At 64.5% G+C, this 18,282-nt stretch carries 18 protein-coding genes; 8 read left to right on the forward strand and 10 right to left on the reverse strand.

Going from position 1 to position 18,282, the window contains the following annotated elements:
- A complete protein-coding gene (locus AC5WEY_RS03425) occupies positions 1–1,077 on the forward strand; it encodes an XdhC family protein (protein ID WP_495644686.1) in 1,077 nt (358 codons plus the stop codon).
- 75 nt (positions 1,078–1,152) lie between these two features.
- Here AC5WEY_RS03425 and AC5WEY_RS03430 read toward each other — a convergent pair whose 3' ends face one another.
- The gene (locus AC5WEY_RS03430; RefSeq protein WP_495644687.1) at positions 1,153–2,070 is read right to left on the reverse strand and encodes an alpha/beta hydrolase; all 918 of its coding nucleotides are present in this window, start codon (positions 2,068–2,070) and stop codon (positions 1,153–1,155) included.
- A gap of 99 nt (positions 2,071–2,169) precedes the next feature.
- Between AC5WEY_RS03430 and AC5WEY_RS03435 the strand changes: the two genes are divergently transcribed.
- Together AC5WEY_RS03435 and AC5WEY_RS03440 are read left to right on the forward strand one after the other, a co-directional pair.
- On the forward strand, positions 2,170–2,586 hold the full coding sequence (locus AC5WEY_RS03435) for a MarR family winged helix-turn-helix transcriptional regulator (RefSeq protein WP_495644688.1): 417 nt from the start codon (positions 2,170–2,172) through the stop codon (positions 2,584–2,586).
- 432 nt (positions 2,587–3,018) lie between these two features.
- Positions 3,019–5,388, forward strand: coding sequence for an HNH endonuclease signature motif containing protein (locus AC5WEY_RS03440; protein WP_495644689.1), 2,370 nt, complete (start codon positions 3,019–3,021; stop codon positions 5,386–5,388).
- Here the strand turns inward: AC5WEY_RS03440 and allB are convergent.
- From allB to AC5WEY_RS03475, 7 genes are read right to left on the reverse strand one after another with little or no spacing between them, the layout of a single operon-like run.
- Positions 5,385–6,740 (reverse strand): allantoinase AllB, encoded by a 1,356-nt coding sequence (gene allB / locus AC5WEY_RS03445; protein WP_495644690.1) that lies wholly within the window; start codon positions 6,738–6,740, stop codon positions 5,385–5,387. The two genes, AC5WEY_RS03440 and allB, sit on opposite strands and share 4 nt — an antisense overlap.
- Positions 6,691–7,734 carry an allantoicase gene (gene alc / locus AC5WEY_RS03450; protein ID WP_495644691.1) on the reverse strand — a complete coding sequence of 348 codons (1,044 nt, stop codon included), beginning with the start codon at positions 7,732–7,734 and terminating at the stop codon, positions 6,691–6,693. The genes allB and alc overlap by 50 nt, the downstream gene beginning before the upstream one ends.
- Entirely contained in the window at positions 7,731–8,864 is a 1,134-nt protein-coding gene (locus AC5WEY_RS03455) for a glycerate kinase (RefSeq protein WP_495644692.1), read from the reverse strand. The genes alc and AC5WEY_RS03455 overlap by 4 nt, the downstream gene beginning before the upstream one ends.
- Positions 8,865–8,866: 2 nt before the next feature.
- Positions 8,867–10,666 carry a glyoxylate carboligase gene (gene gcl / locus AC5WEY_RS03460; RefSeq protein WP_495644693.1) on the reverse strand — a complete coding sequence of 600 codons (1,800 nt, stop codon included), beginning with the start codon at positions 10,664–10,666 and terminating at the stop codon, positions 8,867–8,869.
- A 1-nt stretch (position 10,667) separates the two neighbouring features.
- Positions 10,668–11,564 carry a 2-hydroxy-3-oxopropionate reductase gene (locus tag AC5WEY_RS03465; RefSeq protein WP_495644694.1) on the reverse strand — a complete coding sequence of 299 codons (897 nt, stop codon included), beginning with the start codon at positions 11,562–11,564 and terminating at the stop codon, positions 10,668–10,670.
- 8 nt (positions 11,565–11,572) lie between these two features.
- The gene (locus AC5WEY_RS03470) at positions 11,573–12,409 is read right to left on the reverse strand and encodes a hydroxypyruvate isomerase family protein (RefSeq protein ID WP_495644695.1); all 837 of its coding nucleotides are present in this window, start codon (positions 12,407–12,409) and stop codon (positions 11,573–11,575) included.
- A 12-nt stretch (positions 12,410–12,421) separates the two neighbouring features.
- Positions 12,422–12,817 carry an allophanate hydrolase-related protein gene (locus AC5WEY_RS03475; protein ID WP_495644696.1) on the reverse strand — a complete coding sequence of 132 codons (396 nt, stop codon included), beginning with the start codon at positions 12,815–12,817 and terminating at the stop codon, positions 12,422–12,424.
- Positions 12,818–13,038: 221 nt separating this feature from the next.
- Between AC5WEY_RS03475 and uraD the strand changes: the two genes are divergently transcribed.
- From uraD to AC5WEY_RS03500, 5 genes are read left to right on the forward strand one after another with little or no spacing between them, the layout of a single operon-like run.
- The gene (uraD, locus tag AC5WEY_RS03480) at positions 13,039–13,581 is read left to right on the forward strand and encodes a 2-oxo-4-hydroxy-4-carboxy-5-ureidoimidazoline decarboxylase (RefSeq protein WP_495644697.1); all 543 of its coding nucleotides are present in this window, start codon (positions 13,039–13,041) and stop codon (positions 13,579–13,581) included.
- A complete protein-coding gene (gene uraH / locus AC5WEY_RS03485) occupies positions 13,578–13,907 on the forward strand; it encodes a hydroxyisourate hydrolase (protein ID WP_495644698.1) in 330 nt (109 codons plus the stop codon). The genes uraD and uraH overlap by 4 nt, the downstream gene beginning before the upstream one ends.
- 5 nt (positions 13,908–13,912) lie before the next feature.
- Entirely contained in the window at positions 13,913–14,803 is an 891-nt protein-coding gene (pucL, locus tag AC5WEY_RS03490) for a factor-independent urate hydroxylase (protein ID WP_495644699.1), read from the forward strand.
- A 12-nt stretch (positions 14,804–14,815) separates the two neighbouring features.
- Entirely contained in the window at positions 14,816–16,216 is a 1,401-nt protein-coding gene (locus tag AC5WEY_RS03495) for a nucleobase:cation symporter-2 family protein (protein ID WP_495644700.1), read from the forward strand.
- A gap of 43 nt (positions 16,217–16,259) precedes the next feature.
- The gene (locus tag AC5WEY_RS03500; protein WP_495644701.1) at positions 16,260–17,021 is read left to right on the forward strand and encodes an IclR family transcriptional regulator; all 762 of its coding nucleotides are present in this window, start codon (positions 16,260–16,262) and stop codon (positions 17,019–17,021) included.
- Here AC5WEY_RS03500 and AC5WEY_RS03505 read toward each other — a convergent pair.
- Together AC5WEY_RS03505 and AC5WEY_RS03510 are read right to left on the reverse strand one after the other, a co-directional pair.
- Complete coding sequence (locus AC5WEY_RS03505; protein ID WP_495644702.1) at positions 17,018–17,836, reverse strand: spermidine synthase; 819 nt, start codon at positions 17,834–17,836, stop codon at positions 17,018–17,020. The two genes, AC5WEY_RS03500 and AC5WEY_RS03505, sit on opposite strands and share 4 nt — an antisense overlap.
- Positions 17,829–18,272, reverse strand: coding sequence for a cupin domain-containing protein (locus tag AC5WEY_RS03510; RefSeq protein WP_495644703.1), 444 nt, complete (start codon positions 18,270–18,272; stop codon positions 17,829–17,831). Before AC5WEY_RS03510 ends, AC5WEY_RS03505 begins: the two co-directional genes overlap by 8 nt.
- Positions 18,273–18,282: the final 10 nt, after the last annotated feature.

Consider the following 18,282-nt stretch of genomic DNA (forward strand, 5'->3'; position numbering starts at 1 on the left):
GTGAAAGAGATCGTCGATCGTCTGACCGCCTGGGACCACCAAGGTGTTCCCTACGCGGTGGCGACGGTCATCGCGGTATCCGGAAGTGCTCCACGGCTTCCGGGTGCCGCGATGGCAGTCTGCGCCGACGGAGAGGCCGTCGGCAGCGTCTCCGGTGGCTGCGTCGAAGGCGCTGTGTACGAGCTGTGCCGTGAAGTTCTCGAGACCGGCGAGTCCAAGCGGGAGTCGTTCGGCTACAGCGACGTCGACGCTTTTGCTGTCGGCTTGACCTGTGGAGGAGTGATCGAGGTCTTCGTGCGTCTCGGCCCTCCGCGGTCCGTACTCGCGGCCATTGCGTCGGACACTGCGGTGGCCACGGTGACGATGCTCGACGGCTCCGGGCAATCGCTCGCGGTCTCGTCCTCGGCGACCATGGGTACGACCGGTTTTTCGGACGTCGACGCCGTGGTCGTGGGTGAGGCGCTGGCGATGTTGGACTCCGGGGGCACCGGCATCCGGTCGGTGCGGTGCCGGCCGGATCTCGACGTGTTCGTGCAGTCGTACGCCACTGCCCCGCGGCTGCTGATCTTCGGGGCCATCGACTACGCCGGGGCTCTTGCCCGCGTGGGCAAGTTCCTCGGCTATCACGTCACGGTCTGTGATGCTCGACCTGTATTCGCCACTGCTGCAAGGTTCCCCGACGCCGACGAGGTGGTCACCGAATGGCCGCACAGCTACCTGGCGCGGACGGCAGTCGATGCCCGGACGGTGATCTGCGTGCTGACACACGACGCCAAATTCGATGTGCCGCTGCTCGAGGTGGCGTTGAGAATGCCCGTCGCGTTCGTCGGGGCCATGGGTTCGCGCAGGACTCACGACGATCGCGCGGCCCGGTTGCGCGACGTCGGGTTGACCGAGCAGGAGCTCGCACGCTTGAAGTCGCCGATCGGATTGGACTTGGGAGCCCGAACGCCCGAGGAAACTGCGCTGGCTATCGCGGCGGAATTCGTCGCCGTGCGACGTGGGGGTAGTGCGCTGCCACTGACACGAACAGCGGGCCCGATTCACCACGACGGGGCGGACGCCAAGTACGCATAGTTCGATGCCTCAGGGCTCGGAGCCACATGCAGTATCGCTGCCACGGCTCCTCGATTCCCGGGCTCCACTCAGCGATCAGAGGTTCTGGTTGTAAAAGGTCGAGAGCCTGTCGACTGCCTGATCCACGTACTCCGCCTCGTCGTACATTTCGTAGTGGCCGGCACCGTCGACGATGAGCAGGTCGACGGGATTCGGGGCCATTTCCCACAATGCCATTCCTGCTTCGTACTGGCCGGTGTTGCCCTTCCGACCGGCGATGATTACTTGGAGGGGTTGGGTGAGCAGCGGATCGACGAGGTGAAATGCGTCGTAGCCCATCAGAAGTGAATCGCTTCGTGACAGTCGGCGGTTGGTGGAACGTTTGTGGCTGCCGCGCGGGGTCCGGTAGAAGGCGATCGCTTGGGTGCTGTCGATGTCCGTGATGCCAAGTGCAACTGCGTCTTCGGGAGTATCGGGCAGCCAGTTCGCGCGCTCGTCCGTACCTGCGGCCACGTGCGCTGATCGGGCCGCGGCGAGTTCGTCGAGGGCTGCAGCTGGGCCGTTGGGAGCTGAGCCCGCGCGCCAGGCCGCTCCGATGTTGCTCGCGACGACGGTGCCGACGGCTTTGATGCGGTGGTCGGTGCGGGCCGTGTGGACTGCGTATCCGCCTCCAGCGCAGATCCCGAGGGTTCCGATGCGTTCGGAATCGATCATGTCGAGTTTTGTCACTTTGTCGATCACGTACGAGATGTCCTCGCCCCGACGGTAGGGATCTTCGAGATCGCGTGGTTCGCCGCTGCTCTGGCCTTGGTAGGCGGGGTCGAACGTGATGGCCGCGATTCCCCGGCGGGCGAGCGCTGCCGCATAGTTGGCACCGATCTGCTCCTTGACGCTGCTACCCGGCGTGGACAGCACGATGAGTGGATGCGGCTGCGTCCGATCGAAATTGTCGGGTAGGTGTAGATCGGCTGCCAAGGTGAGGGTGCCCCGAGGGATGGATAGGTGCTCGATCATGAAGCCTCTCCCGTATTCTTGTTCAGCTTCGCAATGTATGCAAAACATGATTGTGCGATATGGAACTAGTACGAAACTGTACCAGTTGAGGAGAGGTGTATGCAGTCGACCGATTCGGCACAGTTGTGGAAGTTGAACCACAGGCTCTTGACTCGAGTGATGAACGCGGCATCGCCGCAGTTCGACGAACTCGGGATCGAGACCAAGGAGTTCTTCGTTCTCGACGAGGTGGACAACAGCAAATATCCGGCCGAGTTGGCTGCACACCTGATGTTGCCCAAGGCCAGTGTCACGGTTTATCTTCGAGCACTTGTCGCCAAAGGCTTGGTTACCCGGGAGATCGATGAAACCGATCTGCGTCGTCATCGACTATCGACAACGGCGGAGGGCCGAGTGGTCCTGGAGCGAGCACTCGCTGCTCTCGCGGCAGAGTTCGGCGCGATGATGGACAAGTTGGACGAGCAAGACAGAGTCGACTTTCGGAGGATCCTGCTGTCGCTCGTCACGGACGATTAGTCGACGCAGTCAGGGCGGGTTGCCTCGCAAGTTCACTCGGCTTGCGACACGAGTGGTGCGTGCTGTTTCAGCCGGCCGGAGCCGACCCCGGCCGGCAGGGCAGAGAGGCCTTGCGTTGCTCATGCGGGACCACCGGTCTCGGCAGTACCTGTGACACAACGTGTTCCGGCTTGGAAAGGCGAATGAACAACTGTTCTGGCGACTTCCGCCGTTGCCTCGACTGTGGACGAGATCGCGGTTCAGAGGTTCGGGAAGACGACGTCCGGTCGTAACCTCACCCCTCGTCACGGATTACTTGGCTGGACCCTGTACGAAAACGTGCAGCTCAGTGGCCTTGAATCGCGGGTTTTCGTTTCTTGTCGGAGGGTCGCGATACTCTTTGCCCAGTTCGAACATGCGTTCTTGTTTCGGGTCACCGGGGGGTGAATGGGGATGGCTGTACCGATCGTGTCGTTGGAGGCGTTGACCGCCGCTGCGCAGGCAGAAAACCAGCATGCGTTCCGCAAGATCGCCGCCTGCTACGACGTTCATCGGACCTGGATCACCCACGATTCCAAGTTCAAGCATTACAGCCGGTACGGGCGCACCGAGATGGCGGCCGCGTTGGGCTGCTCGGCGACGGTCGCCGAATCGTACATCTCCGTCGGTGTTGCCCTGCACACGCGACTACCCCTGGTACGGACAGCATTCGAGGCCGGGGAGATCGATCTTCCGCGAGTGCGGACGGTGTGCCGGATCCTCGACAACCTCTCCGACGAGATCGTGCGCATGGTCGAGGACGAGATCGTCGAATCCGCCCGCCGCAATTCGCCCGGTCCACTCGAGACGGAAATCTGGGACATCTTGCTGCGAGTCGCCCCGGAGGAAGCGGCAGCACTACGCGAGTTCGCGAAACGATTCAGGCACATCTCCTACAACCCGGCCGGTGAGTTGGCGCGGATCCGAGCGGAATTGACTGCACCCGAGGCCGCGGCGGCGTGGCAGCTGCTCGAGGAGATGGCCGACACGCTCTGTCCGAAAGATCCTCGCGGTAAACAGGACCGGTTGTGTGATGCGTTCATGGCGAGGATGCACGGTGAACCCCGACTAACATGCCTGTGCCAACGAGAGGACTGCCCGAAAAAAGATGCAGCGTTGCCGGATCGACGGGTGCCGTTGACGATGATCACCGTCGACATCGCCACCCTCATCGGACTACTCGCCAACCCGGCGTATCTCGCCGGGCATGGCTCGATCGACCCGGATCTCGCACGAGAGTTGGCACGAAACAGTCAATGGCAGGTCCTGCTCACCGAGGCGGTCACTCTCGCCGAGAAGCTCGGCCTGGCGGTGCAGAACCCGGAGACCGGGGAATGGGAACGACGCAGCGGCAGCGAGACGGACAGGGCTGAAACGGGATCCGATGCGGGAACGGTGACGGACATCGACACAGACGCTGATTTCGACGCAGACGCGGACTCGGCTGCAGATACAGACGCAGATGCAGATTCTGAAGCGGATTTGGATGCTGATTCTGATGGGGTAATGGGGTCGGCTACGGATTCGGGGGCAGAGGCTGATCCCTCGACCTCACCGACTTCAACCAGTGCACCTGCACCTGAACGTGCGCCGGCAAACGCCCCTGCACCGGAGCCGCCGGGAGACGAGACGGCCGAGACCGGCGGGCCCGAGGAGAACGAGAAGACCGGAGGGCCCGATGAGAACGGCGAGACTGGCGGGTCCGAGGAGGACTACGAGTCCACACCCGTACCAGCGACACACCCGCCTACAACCCCCGAACCCGGTGCCGCCGGTCCTGTCCGCGATCACGCAGCAACACCTGCAGGGGCACCAGCGACCGACCCACTGGCGGAGGCAACACCAGCGACCGCTTCTGAAGCAGCCGCATCGTCCGAAGCCGCTTCAGCTTCGGGATCACCTGCGGAGCAGGCAGTGCTGGCACCTGGTATCGCACCGAACTGGTCGCAATCACGTTCGCCCACATCACTATCCAGCCCCGCAACACCATCCGGTCCCACGAGGTCCGGTCCAACGATGACAGATCAGAAACCAGCCGAAGGCAAGCCACTGCGAATAGGCTCCTCTGCCACAGCCGCCAGCAACGACCAACGTCAGCGTCGCCTGGGATCACTGACCTCCGCGGCCTCTCTGTTCTGCACCCACACACCCGTCAGCAGGGGCACACGGCACAGCTCTGCCCTAGACCTGGGCTCGTCGATCCGGCCTAGCCGAACCATGCACACACCCGGCGGCATCTACCTTGGCAATGCCTCGCTTGCCGCAGCCTTGGAAGCCGCCATCGCCGCCGACCCCACCCTCGGAAGATCCGTCGGACGGGACCCACTGACCGACCGAGCCCTGATCTACCGACCCGACACCCTCACCACCGCAGCAGTCCGGCTACGTGACCGACACTGCCGCTTCCCCGGCTGCCACAGACCCGCCGACCGATGCCAACTCGACCACGTGACCGCATTCGATCACGCCGACCCCCGCGGCGGTGGCTGGACGACGGTCAACAACCTGCAATGTCTCTGCGAGTTCCACCACACCGTCAAAACCGCCGGCTACTGGAGCGCCGTCATGCTCCCGGGCGGCGCGATCCTCTGGCGATCCACCTCGAAGACCACCCGAATCACACTGCCCGCCAACGGCACAGCCGTACCCATCCTCGACAACGACCTGAGACCCCACATCCCGACCAAACCCAGACGATCCGGCATCATCGCCTACCCAGACCCACCGAACCCACCCGACAACGAACAGTCCGAGGCAGAGGACACGGCAGCCCCACCGTTCTAGTCGCGCGCCAGCAATCGCCCCGTCGAGGATTCCGAACCCTCGATCCATGACCGTCGCACCACACCCGACAAGCCCAGTCGATCGTACGCAGTCACCGGGTTGCGGTGGTACAGCTGCGCGACGTCCACGGTGAACTTCTCGTCGGGTGCGAACACCACAAGGTCTGCAGCACAACCGACCTCGATGCGTCCGCGTTCAGTCATGCCCACCTGATCGGCGGTGTTCGTGGCCATCCACCGCACGATGTCGGTCAGTGCGAACCCACGGGCACGTGCCTCGGTCCACACCGCAGCAAGGGACACCTGCAACGACGCGATCCCACCCCACGCGTCACCGAAGTCTCCGGTGTCGAACCTCTTCAGATCTGGAGTGCAGGGGGAGTGGTCTGTGACGATGGTGTCGATCGTGCCGTCGTGCAAACCCTGCCACAGCGCCTCTCGATTTCCGGCCTCGCGAATCGGCGGGCAACACTTGAACTGCGTCGCCCCTGCAGGCACGGCCTCGGCGTCGAAACACAGGTAGTGCGGGCAGGTTTCGACAGTCAGACGCACCCCGTCCCGCTTCGCCGCCGCAATCATCGGCAGGGCCTCCGCACTCGACAGGTGCAGAATGTGTACCCGACACCCCGTCTGTCGAGACAACTCGATCACCTGCTCGATGGCCCGATTCTCGGCCGCCCGCGGACGCGATTCGAGGAATCCCGAGTACTCACGACCCGCCGCCGACGGTGCCTCGGCGATGAGCTCGGCGTTCTCCGCGTGCATGATCATCAGCCCGTCGAACGACGCGATCTCGATCAGAGCCTTCTCCAACTCCGGCAGCGTCAGCGGCGGAAACTCGTCCACGCCCGACGCGAGCAGGAAGCACTTGAATCCGAACACTCCCGCATCGTGCAGTGGTCGCAGCTGCTCGAGATTCCCTGGCACGGCACCGCCCCAAAAACCGACATTGATCACCGATTGCTCGGCCGCCACCCGGCGCTTGACGTCCAGCGCCGCAACGTCGACCGTCGGAGGAATGCTGTTGAGCGGCATATCGACAATGGTCGTGATGCCACCCGCCGCGGCCGCCCGGGTAGCGCTGGCAAACCCCTCCCACTCGGTTCGCCCCGGCTCGTTTACGTGCACGTGAGTATCGACCAGCCCGGGCAGCAACACCTCGTCCGGCCCGAGCTCGACCACTGTCGCCGCAGATACGCGCGCATCCAGGGAGTCGATTGCTACGATCCGGCCGTCCGAAACAGACACCGTCGCCGCCACCTCCTGCCCACCTATCACCGCACGAGCAGCACGAAGAACCAGATCAGACTGCACTGGAGACACTCTGGAGCTCGGCGGACTTCCACGCGACATCTGCCGCGTCGAGGGCATCGGCGTCGAGCTCGCCGAACAATCGCAACCGAGACAAACCGCCGTCGGGGTACACGTCGAGCCTCAGGTGTGTGTACGCCTCCGTCTCGTTGAGCAGGAAGCGATGACGGGTATCGGGCTGCACGGCTGTTCGGGGAAGAATCTCGGTCCACGCCGTCGGATCCGTGATGTGTCGGCGACGAGAATCGATGGCGCTGAGGCGAACCCACCCCGGCGCGTTACCAACGTAGTAGCTCGTATCGACCTCGACGTGCCGGGGTGCGCCCGGTGCCGCGAGTGCGAACACCGCGTAGTCGTTGCCGCCGTTGCGACGACGGGAGTTCTCCCAGCCCTCACCCATGTTCCGGGCCCGTCCGGGCAGGATGATGTTGGCGGGGGACGAATAGAAAGCATCCGAGCAATCGGTGAGCCGCGCACCGTTCTCGGCCGCGAGCAGGTCGATGGTGCCGGCGAGGAATCGAGGATCTTGCACGACTTCGCCGTGCACGCGGAATCGAGCCACTCCGCCGTCGGGGTAGATGCACAGGCGTACATGCGTCCACCGGTGCCGATCCGACACCTCGTACGTATTTGCTGTATCACCCACTGCCGCAGACTTGTTTACGATGGTGTGCCACTCCGCCTTCAGCACATCGTCGAGGGATGGGTAGCCCTCGATCGACGCCGCCTCGATCGAGACGAACGGCGGGTAGTTGCCGGTGAAGTGTGCGGTGTCGACCACCACGCCGTGCACGATGCCCGGTGCGCCGAGACGTACGATCGCCCAGTCGTGCCCACCCTCGTCACGACGACGTCGAGTCTCCCACCCGTCGTACACCTTTCCCTTGTGGCCGAAATCGGCGGGATCGAACAGCGGAGCGTCGGGCTTGATCAGGTTCTCGCGCTGGGCGAACAGTTCGTCGTTCGCGGCCGAGACGCTGCCGCCGAGTGCCCGCGACGCGAGATCGGTCAACGAGGTGAAGTGCGTGGTGCTCATGAAATTCCTTCCAAAAGTTCTGTGGTGGCCAACGTTCGGCCTACCTCGTGTAAGAGCCTGGCTGCGTCGCGCATGGAGATTCGACGGTCCGGCTCGAGATCGGACAATGCATAGGAGGCAACGATCCCGTGAGTGCGCAGCCGGTCCAAGCCGACGACGATGCGTCCCGCCACGGTGATCACCGGAACACCCGCTTCGCGTGCTGCGTGCGCGACACCGATCGGTGCCTTGCCGTAGAGGCTCTGCTCGTCCAGCGAGCCTTCACCGGTGACGACCAGATCGGCCGCCGCCAGAGCGCTGCCGAAGTCGATCAGCTCGAGCACGGTGGCGATACCGGGCTTGGCAATCGCACCGAGCACAGCGATGGCACCGAACGCCGTGCCACCTGCCGCACCTGTGCCTGCGAGACCACTGACATCCCGTCCGATTGCGTTGCGCACCAGGTGCGCCCACTGCCGCATTCCGTGTTCGAGGTACAGCAGATCCTGCGGTCCGGCACCCTTCTGTGGCCCGTAGACCGCTGCCGCTCCGGTCCGGCCGAGTAACGGGTTGTCGACGTCGCAGGCCAGCTCGAACACCGCATCCCGAGCCGACGGCACCAGACCCGACACATCCAGCTGCACCGCGCCCCGCAATGCACCGCCACCGCGCGCGACATCGTTGCCGTCGGCATCGAGGATGCGTGCCCCCAGCGCCGTCAGCATGCCCGCGCCGCCGTCGGTGGATGCGCTGCCCCCGAGCCCAACGACGATTCGGCCCGCACCTGCCCCGAGCGCATGCGCGATGACGGTGCCTAGGCCGAATGTGCTCGCTCCCAGCGCATCCGGGATACCACCGGGCAGGAGCTCGAGCCCGACCGCCGAGGCGAGTTCGACGACGGCAGTATCACCGCGACGGGCATACGAGGTATCGACCGGCTCACCGGTCGGCCCCGAGCACGTGACGGCCACCCGATCCCACCCGGCGGTGACGGCAGCATCGACGGTGCCGTCACCCCCATCGGCGACGGGTAGGCACACCGTCTCGAGTGACGGGTCCACCGCAACCAGACCGTCGGCCAACGCCCGAGCGACCTCGGCCGCGGACAGTGAACCCTTGAACTTGTCGGGAGCCAGCAGAATTCGCGTCATCTCTAGTCCAGCAGGAGCAGCGCGGTAGGCGCGTCGGACGAGGTGTTCGCCAGTTCCTCGAACTCGCCGACGTTGTCGATCTCGGTACCCATCGAGATGTTGGTGACCCGCTCCAGGATGATCTCCACGACGACGGGAACCTTGTGCTCGTTCGCCAGAGTCCTGGCCCGCACGAGCGCCTCACCGATGAGTTCGGGCTCGGTAACACGGAGCGCTTTGCAGCCCAACCCTTCTGCGACCTGCACATGGTCGACGCCATAGCCCTTGGGGATGCCGGGCTGAGTGTCCAAGGTGTCCTGGTGGTTGATGTTGTCGAATCCCAACTGCACGCAGAAGTCCATGTCGAACGCGCGCTGCGCCTGCCGGATCAGCCCGAGGTACGAGTTGTTCACCACCACATGCACGTACGGCAGGTTGAACTGGGCACCGACGGCCAGCTCCTCGATCATGAACTGGAAGTCGTAATCGCCGGACAGGGCAACGACATTCGCAGTCGGATCGGCAGCCACTGCACCCAGTGCCGCGGGAATGGTCCAGCCGAGCGGGCCGGCCTGCCCGCAGTTGATCCAGTTGCGAGGGGAGTAGACGTGCAGGAACTGACCGCCCGCGATCTGCGAGAGCCCGATGGTGCTGATGTAGCGGGTATCGCGATCGAAGACCTTGTTCATCTCCTCGTACACGCGCTGAGGCTTGATCGGCACGTTGTCGAAGTGGGTACGCCGATGCATCGTGCGCTTGCGGGTTGCGCAGTCGTCGACCCAACCGGACAGATCACGCAGAGACCCTGCGGCACGACGCTCTTCGGCGACGGCGACGAACTGCTCGAGAGCCGCCTTGGCGTCGGAGATGATGCCGTAGTCCGGCGCGAAGACGCGTCCGATCTGGGTCGGTTCGATGTCGACGTGGACGAACTTCCGCCCCTTGCGGTACGTGTCGAGTCCACCGGTATGCCGGTTGGCCCAACGGTTTCCGATGCCGAGCACGAAGTCCGAGGCCAGCAGCGTTGCGTTGCCGTATCGGTGCGCGGTCTGCAGACCGACCATTCCCGCGGCGAGGCGGTGATCGTCCGGGATGGTGCCCCAGCCCATCAGGGTCGGGATGACGGGAACGTCGAGGATCTCGGCGAGCTGCACGAGCAAGTCCGACGCATCCGCGTTGATGATGCCGCCGCCGGCCACGATCAGCGGGCGCTCCGCGGCCAGGAGCATGTCGATGGCCTTCTCGGCCTGAGCACGCGAGGCGACGGGCTTGTGCACGGGCAGCGACTGGTACGTGTCGGGATCGAAGTCGATCTCGGCCAGCTGCACGTCGATAGGCAGATCGATCAGCACCGGACCCGGCCGACCGGAGCGCATCAGATGGAACGCTTGCGCGAACGCACCGGGAACCTGGGCCGGCTCGAGCACTGTCATCGCCATCTTGGTGACGGGTGCCGCGATCGACGCGATGTCAACGGCTTGGAAGTCCTCCTTGTGCAGCCGCGCCACCGGAGCCTGACCGGTGATCGCGAGGATCGGAATCGAGTCGGCCATGGCCGAATACAGCCCGGTGATCATGTCGGTACCGGCCGGACCGGAGGTACCGATACAGATGCCGATGTTTCCCGGGGCCGCACGGGTGAAGCCCTCCGCCATGTGCGAGGCACCTTCGACGTGGCGGGCCAACACGTGGCGGATACCGCCGTGTTTGCGCATCGACGCGTAGAACGGGTTGATCGCAGCACCGGGCAGGCCGAATGCGGTTGTTGCACCTTCGAGTTCGAGAATCTTCACTGCGGCATCGGCCGCGCGCATCCTGGGCATGTCAGTTGTCCTTGCTTGTGATCGGGGAGCCCGAGAGGCGAGCGACACCGCGATACAGTGCCGAATGATCCAGTCCACCATCGCCGTTGGCGCGCGCCGAGGCCATCAGTTGTGCCAGCACCGCACCCATCGGAATCACGACGCCCGCTTCCCGCGCAGCCGAGGTGACGATGCCGAGATCCTTGTGGTGCAGATCGATGCGGAAGCCGGGCTCGAACGAGCGGTCCAACATCTTCTGCGCCTTCTGGTTCAGGACGGCCGAACCCGCGAGGCCGCCGCCGAGAACCTCCACCGACGCGGCCAGATCGACACCGTAGGCCTCGAGGAACGCGATCGCCTCCGCGAGCACCTGAATGTTGCCGGCCACGATCAACTGGTTGGCTGCCTTGACTGTCTGCCCGGATCCACTCGGTCCCACATGCACGACGGTCTTGCCGACGACATCGAGAATCGGCTTGGCCGTGGCGAAGTCGTCCGCGCTGCCACCGACCATGATCGACAGAGTCGCGTTCTCGGCACCGGCCTGCCCACCGGAGACCGGGGCGTCGAGGATACGGAACCCGCGCGCGGACGCGTCGGCGGCCAACGTGGCAGTGACGTCGGGACGGATGCTGGAGAAGTCGATGATCAGCGCGTCGCGTCGAGCATTGTCGAACACTCCGCCTTCACCGGCCAGGACGTCCTGGACATCGGGAGAGTCGGGGACCATGATCGCGATGACGTCGGCGTCGTGGACGGCCTTGGCGATCGAATCTGCCGCAGTGCCGCCGGCTTCGACGAGGGGGCCGGTGCGATCGGGAGTCAGGTTGTAGCCGACCACCTGGTGGCCGGCCTTGGCGAGGTGAACGGACATGGGGCTGCCCATGATCCCGAGGCCGATGAATGCAATGGTGCTCATATCAATCCCTACTTGGTAGTGGTGCCGGTGGAAAGAGCCAGTTCGAGCCAGTCGAATGTGTCCTCGCGGGTGGCCTTGTACTCGAGCCCGATGTAGCCGCCGTAACCCCGTGCTGCGAGACCGGTGAGCTGTCCGCCGAGATCGAGGCTGCCGGTTCCCGGTTCACCGCGGCCCGGGGAGTCGGCGATCTGCACGTGCCCGATCAGTTCGTGGTGCGCCTCGAGTGCTGCGGGAACGTCCTCTCCGTTGACGGCGAGGTGGTAGAGGTCGGCGAGCAGGCGGAGGTTGTGTACGTCCTGCTCTCGGGCGACCCACTTGATGGTCGCGACGGCTCCGGCAGCGGACTTCAACGGATACGCGGGTGCGCCGCTGACGGGTTCCACCAGCACGACGCCGCCGATCTTCGCGGCAGCTCTGCCTGCGGCGGCCAGGTTCTCGATGGCAACCTCGTCCTGATCCAGCGGATCCACACCGTCGACGCGGTTGCCGTACAGGGCATTGAAGGCGCGCGTGCCCAGCTGCTCACCGATTCCGACGGTGACGTCGATGTTGTCGCGGAACGCCTGCACCTGCGCCGGATCGGAGAGAATTCCGCGGTCACCGGCGGGCATGTCTCCCGCGGCGAAGTTCAGGCCGGTCAGCTGTACGCCAGCATCCCGAACGGACGACACGAACGCATCGACGTCGGCATCGGACGGGACCGGGTTCGAGAACGGCCACCAGAATTCGACGGCGTCGAAGCCGGCATCTCGCGCGCGCTGCGGGCGATCGAGCAGGGGCGCATCGGTGAAGAGAATGGAACAGTTGACGGTGTAGTGGAGTCGAGAGTCAGCAAAGGGGTTCATGCGCAGTGCCTTTCAGTTCTGAGGTTGCGGCAGCCCGCGGTATCGACGCCAGCTGCCGGCGTAGGTGATGTCGGTCAGCTCGTCCGGTTGCGCGTCGAGCACTCCGGGGCGGAGTCCGACGCCGAGAACGGAACGCCCGTCCTCGAGCGCAACCACGGTGAGCTCGAGCTCCGGCGGTTCGTCCGGGAGGAATGCCGTACGGATGTCGTCGAGCGGAATGTCGTACAGCTCGCCCTCGATGGCCGCACCGGCAGTGTGGTCGAGCAGCAGGGCCGGGAACTCGTCCCGCACCGAGAAGAAGCGGTAGTTCGGGATGGTGCGCACTGTCCCCACGAACGGGTGGGACGAGACGTTGTGGTGCAGGCTGCCGCCGCGCATGGCACCGCCATTGCAGAAGAGCTCCGTCATGTAGTCGTTCCTTTCGGCGTCGAGCGAACGATCGAAAATCCGTATTGCGGAATAGTAATTCCGTTTGCTTGGTCGAGTGTGGCGTGCGCCACGTGGTCCTGTCAAGACCCGGGGTAGGCCTGTGCTCCCAATACCGCGCTGCCGCAACATGACAGCGCTCTCCAGGAACGCGGCACACATCGACCCTTGACAGCAGTTGTGATCGGTGTCACGCTCGTTCAGTGGAATCAACATTTCGTAATGCGGAATCAAAAACCCGTAGCGTCGACGCGGCGACCGAACTGAACGAGGCCCCCGAGGCCGAGGCTGCCCGAATGCTGTCGCTCTGCCTGGACATCCCCCGTTGGGTCGACGAGGTTCTGCGGCACCGACCGTTCGCCGACGACGGGGCCCTTCGCCACGCCATCACCCACGCCGCATCACCACTGACGGCCGACGAAGTACACCGAGCACTTGCGGTGCATCCCCGCATCGGCGAACGGCCGGAGGGGGACGACGCCGGCGCACGCCATGCGAGTAACGAGCAATCCGGCGTCGACGTCTCGGACGTGAGCGTCGAACAACGCCTGCGAGTGGGGAACCTGGCCTACGAGAGGCGCTTCGGGCAGGTGTTCCTGATCAGGGCAGCCGGCCGGGATGCACACGAGGTTCTGAACGCGCTGGACAGTCGACTCGGCAACGACCCGCAGACCGAAGCTGCGGTCGTCGAGCACGAACTGCGGGAGATCGCCGAAATCCGTGCGACAGGAAGCCTGGGCGAATGACGAGCCATGTCACCGCCCATGTACTCGACGCTGCGAGAGGCATTCCTGCGCAGGGAGTCTCGATCGAGCTGAGCGATACCGACGGCACTGCAGTGGCACGATCGGTCACCGACGAACAAGGCAGAGTCTCCTCGCTCGGACCGAGTGAACTGACGCCCGGGACCTACCGCCTCACCTTCGACACCGGCGCGTATTTCGCGGCACAGAACACCGAATGCTTTCACCCCGAGGTGGTCGTCACCTTCGAGATCACCGCACCCGACCAGCACTACCACATCCCACTTCTGTTGAGCCCGTTCGCTTTCACCACCTATCGAGGGAGCTAGAAACCATGACCATCGTGCTCGGAGCAAACCAGTACGGCAAGGCCGAATGCAGGCTCGTCCGCATCGACCGCGAGACGCCCCGCCACCGGATCACCGACGTCAGTGTCACCTCCCAATTGCGCGGCGACCTCGACGCTGTCCACATCGAAGGCGATAACGCACATGTCGTTGCCACCGACACCCAAAAGAACACCGTTTACGCCTTCGCCCGCGACGGCATCGGCGCGATCGAGAACTTCGCACTCCGGCTCGGCACGCACTTCACCGGCAACTTCGATTGGATCACCGGTGGACGCTGGGAGATCGAGCAGTACCAGTGGTCGCGTATCGCGAACGGTGAAGACGGCTACGACCATTCCTTCGTCAAGGCGAGTGATGAGAAGCGGAACACGATCGTCACGATCGACGGTGACGACGTTTCGATCGTCTCCGGAGTCAGCGACCTCGTCGTCCTCAACTCCACGGCGTCGGAGTTCTGGGGTTACCCGAAAGACCGCTACACCACGCTGAAGGAAACCACGGATCGAATTCTGGCCACGTCGGTCAGTGCCCGCTGGCGGTACCTCACCACCGAGCTCGATTTCGACAAGACCTTCGACGACGTCCGTTCGATCATGCTCGACGCCTTCGCGTCGACTCACTCGCTTGCGTTGCAGCAGAGCCTGTTCCAGATGGGCAAGCAGGTTCTCGAAGCGCACCCGGAGATCGGCGAGATCAAGTTCTCGATGCCCAACATCCACCACTTCCTCGTCGACCTCGAGCCGTTCGGACTCGACAACCCCGGCGAGGTCTTCTATGTCGCGGATCGCCCCTACGGTCTGATCGAGGCCACGGTGGAACGCGACGATGCCCCGGACGCAGGCCGCGCCTGGGATACCGTGCCCGGATTCTGCTAGGAGCGAGCCGACATGAAGCTGACGAAACGCACCTCGACCAAGACTCATGCGCCGCACGACCCCGCCCGTCCCGAGGACGAGCGGTTGTCGATCGGCAGGTCGTACGTCTACGGATTGCAACACATCCTGACGATGTACGGCGGCGTCATCGCGCCACCTCTGATCGTCGGCGGCGCAGCGGGATTGACGGGCACCGAGATCGCACTGCTGGTCTCGGCCGCGTTGTTCGTCAGTGGAGCGGCCACCTTGCTGCAAACACTCGGAGTACCCTATTTCGGGGCCAAGCTGCCTCTGGTGCAGGGCATTTCGTTTGCGTCGGTGTCGACGATGGTGGCGATCGCGAGCGGTCCGGGCGGACTGAACTCGGTGTTCGGAGCCATCATCGCCGCAGGCGCGATCGGCATCCTCATCACCCCGTTCTTCAGCAAGATTGTCCGCTTCTTCCCACCGGTGGTGACCGGCACGATCATCACCGTCATCGGCATCTCGCTACTGCCCGTTGCGGTTCGGTGGGCCATGGGCGGTAATCAGCAGGCCGCCGACTGGGGTTCGATGTCCAACATCGGTCTGGCGGCGTTCAGCCTCGTGGTGGTTCTGCTCGTCAGCCGGCTCGTGCAGGGCACCCTCTCGCGCCTGTCGATCCTTATCGGCATCATCGTCGGCACGCTGTTCGCGGTCCTGGTCGGCAAGGCCGATTTCTCCGGCGTGAGCGACGGTGCCATCTTCAGCTTCCCCGAACCGTTCGCGTTCGGAGCACCGACATTCCAGGTGGCAGCCATCATGTCGATGGTGGTCGTCATCCTGGTGATCATGACCGAGACCACCGCCGACATCCTGGCCGTCGGTGAGATCGTGGGCACCGACGTCGATGCTCGACGCGTCGGCGACGGCCTGCGAGCAGACATGGTCGCCACCACCATCGCTCCCGTGTTCGGCACATTCCCGGCCAGTGCGTTCGCCCAGAACGTCGGGCTCGTGGCCGTCACCGGGATCAAGAGTCGCTATGTCGTCGCCGCCGGCGGCTCGGTGCTGCTGTTCCTCGGCCTCTTCCCCGTCCTCGGCCTCGTAGTGGCGTCGGTACCGCTGCCCGTGCTCGGCGGCGCCGGCATCGTGTTGTTCGGCTCGGTGGCGGCCAGCGGCATCCGGACGCTGTCCAAGGTGGACTTCGACGGCAACCTCAACCTCGTCATCGTGGCGGTGGCAATCGGGTTCGGTGTCATTCCCATCGCCGTGCCCGGCTTCTACGCGGCCTTCCCCGACTGGGTCCACGTGGTTCTCGACTCAGGCATCAGCGCCGCGAGCATCGTGGCCGTCGTGCTGAACATCCTGTTCAACGTCATCACGAAGGGCCAGAAGCCCTCGCCCTCGGTCGTGACCGCTGCACCGCCGGTGGCGACGCGGCATCACCAGTAGAGTTCTTCGGGACGGGTACGACTACGAGGGTGCGAGGTGGACTGTGGCGGCAGGTGGTGGGGTGCAGTCCGTGGAGCGCGCGTTCGAGCTGCTGGACATCATGGCCGCCTCCGGCGGATCCATCGGAATCAGCGAACTTGCCGAGGCGACCGATCTGCCGATGCCGACGGTGCACCGACTGATCGGCACGCTGGTGTCCCTGGGCTACGTCAGGCGCTTACCGTCGCGCCGATATGCATTGGGCACCAAGCTCATTCGATTGGGCGACAGTGCCTCCAAGCTCATCGGCGGATGGGCCAAGCCCTACCTCGCAGAGCTGGTCCGCATCACCCACGAAACGTCGAACATGGCATTTCTCGAGGACGACATGGCGGTGTACGTCGCGCAGGTGCCGTCCGAGCACGCGATGCGGATGTTCAACGAGGTCGGTCAGCGCGTGTTGCCGCATTCCACCGGCGTCGGCAAGGCGTTGCTGTCGCAGTTGGACGACGATGCCGTCCGTGCGATCGTCGGCCGTCTCGGCATGACTCCCCGGACCGTCAACACCATCACCACGCTCGACGCGTTGATCGCCGATCTCGCGCTGATCCGCGAACGCGGTTACGCGATCGACGACGGCGAACAGGAGGTGGGGGTGAGGTGCTTCGCCGTCCCGGTACTCGGCGCACCGACGCTCACGGCGATGTCCATCGCCGGGCCCTCGGCGCGGGTGACCCTCGAATCGGCCGAACAGTTCGTACCCCTGCTGATCTCGGCGGCCGAGCGACTCGCAAAAGACCTCGCGAGCAACGTTCCAGCTCCCTAATCCGTCAACACCTTGGCGTCGCGAGCGAAGGACTGCACTTCCTCGGTCAACCACACGTGCGCCGGAACTGCCCCGCCGAGTAGTTCGCGGGCCAATGCTGGCGAATCCCCGATCGGGACGTCACTGCCGGCGATGATGATGTTGCCGTAACGCCTGCCCTTGAGCATCGCCGGATCCGCGACGATCGCCGTGTGCGGAAAGATACTTCCGATGGTCGACGCCTCCTGCTTCGCGAGCGACAGGTCCCGGCGGTCACCGCAGTTGACGACGTACATGCCGCCCGGCGACAGGACGCGTCGGACATGGGTGGTGAACTCCGCGGTGAGCAGCGGAGCCGGAGTTGTGGCTCCCGCGAACACGTCTCGCACGATCAGGTCACGACTGTTCTCACTCAAGGTCTCGGTGACCGCTCTGGCTTCGCCGACGCGGATGCGCAGCAGCGGTGCCCGCGGTAGGTCGAACCATTCGCGAACCAGCTCCGAGAGCTTGCCGTCGAGCTCCACGACCACCTGACGCGCACCGGGAAATTCTGCGGTGAACGAGCGTGCCAGCGTGCAGGCCCCACCCCCGAGGTGCAGCGCCCGCAGCGGGAAGGTCGAATCCCATTGCGCACGTACCAGTCCCGAGATCCACCGCATGTACTCGAACTCGAGCACGGTGGGATCGTTCATGTCGATGTGCGAGCTCGGGACGTCGTTGACGTTGACCACCCAGCCGTCGTCGGAGAACGTGTCACGAACCAATTCGCAGGTGCCCGAATCGATCTCGAACACTCCCGGCTCCAAAGAGCCGGCCGACGCACGCTTCCTACCCATTCGCGGGATCCTCGAGCCGAAAGTCCTCGAAATCGAACCCGGGAGTGACGATGCAGCTGACCAAGCTCGGTTCGTCGCCCACCGGCTGCGCCCGCTGCCAGACCGACGGCGGCACGATCTGCTGTGGCGATTCGGGCGCAACCAACAGTGAGGTCACATCACCCGGTGCGTCCCCTGCGCCGCCGAGGTCCAGCTGCACCGGACTGCCTCGGTGGTACAGCCACATCTCGGTGCCGCGGACGGTGTGCCACGCCGACTGCTGACCGGGCATGAGCAGGAACAGAATTGCCGTCCCTGCCGCACGTGGCCCCGGGTAGCCGTCGGGCAGAGATGCCTGTGGGATCGTCACGTCGCTACGCCACGTCTCGCGAAACCAACCGCCCTCGGGATGAGGTGCAAGGTCCAGGCTCTGAGCCCAGTCGGGCAGCGACGTCATGGACGCAACC

The sequence above is a fragment of the Rhodococcoides sp. S146-33 genome, from assembly GCF_059489205.1.

Excerpts from the sequence above, each read along its gene's own strand:
- AC5WEY_RS03465 (WP_495644694.1), bottom strand. The coding sequence starts at position 11,564 with ATGAGCACCATTGCATTCATCGGCCTCGGGATCATGGGCAGCCCCATG.
- AC5WEY_RS03475 (WP_495644696.1), bottom strand. The coding sequence starts at position 12,817 with ATGACGGAGCTCTTCTGCAATGGCGGTGCCATGCGCGGCGGCAGCCTG.
- AC5WEY_RS03495 (WP_495644700.1), top strand. The coding sequence starts at position 14,816 with ATGAAGCTGACGAAACGCACCTCGACCAAGACTCATGCGCCGCACGAC.
- AC5WEY_RS03470 (WP_495644695.1), bottom strand. The coding sequence starts at position 12,409 with ATGAACCCCTTTGCTGACTCTCGACTCCACTACACCGTCAACTGTTCC.
- AC5WEY_RS03440 (WP_495644689.1), top strand. The coding sequence starts at position 3,019 with ATGGCTGTACCGATCGTGTCGTTGGAGGCGTTGACCGCCGCTGCGCAG.
- alc (WP_495644691.1), bottom strand. The coding sequence starts at position 7,734 with ATGAGCACCACGCACTTCACCTCGTTGACCGATCTCGCGTCGCGGGCA.
- AC5WEY_RS03435 (WP_495644688.1), top strand. The coding sequence starts at position 2,170 with ATGCAGTCGACCGATTCGGCACAGTTGTGGAAGTTGAACCACAGGCTC.
- AC5WEY_RS03510 (WP_495644703.1), bottom strand. The coding sequence starts at position 18,272 with ATGACGTCGCTGCCCGACTGGGCTCAGAGCCTGGACCTTGCACCTCAT.
- gcl (WP_495644693.1), bottom strand. The coding sequence starts at position 10,666 with ATGCCCAGGATGCGCGCGGCCGATGCCGCAGTGAAGATTCTCGAACTC.
- AC5WEY_RS03430 (WP_495644687.1), bottom strand. The coding sequence starts at position 2,070 with ATGATCGAGCACCTATCCATCCCTCGGGGCACCCTCACCTTGGCAGCC.
- allB (WP_495644690.1), bottom strand. The coding sequence starts at position 6,740 with ATGTCGCGTGGAAGTCCGCCGAGCTCCAGAGTGTCTCCAGTGCAGTCT.
- AC5WEY_RS03505 (WP_495644702.1), bottom strand. The coding sequence starts at position 17,836 with ATGGGTAGGAAGCGTGCGTCGGCCGGCTCTTTGGAGCCGGGAGTGTTC.
- AC5WEY_RS03455 (WP_495644692.1), bottom strand. The coding sequence starts at position 8,864 with ATGACGCGAATTCTGCTGGCTCCCGACAAGTTCAAGGGTTCACTGTCC.
- pucL (WP_495644699.1), top strand. The coding sequence starts at position 13,913 with ATGACCATCGTGCTCGGAGCAAACCAGTACGGCAAGGCCGAATGCAGG.
- uraH (WP_495644698.1), top strand. The coding sequence starts at position 13,578 with ATGACGAGCCATGTCACCGCCCATGTACTCGACGCTGCGAGAGGCATT.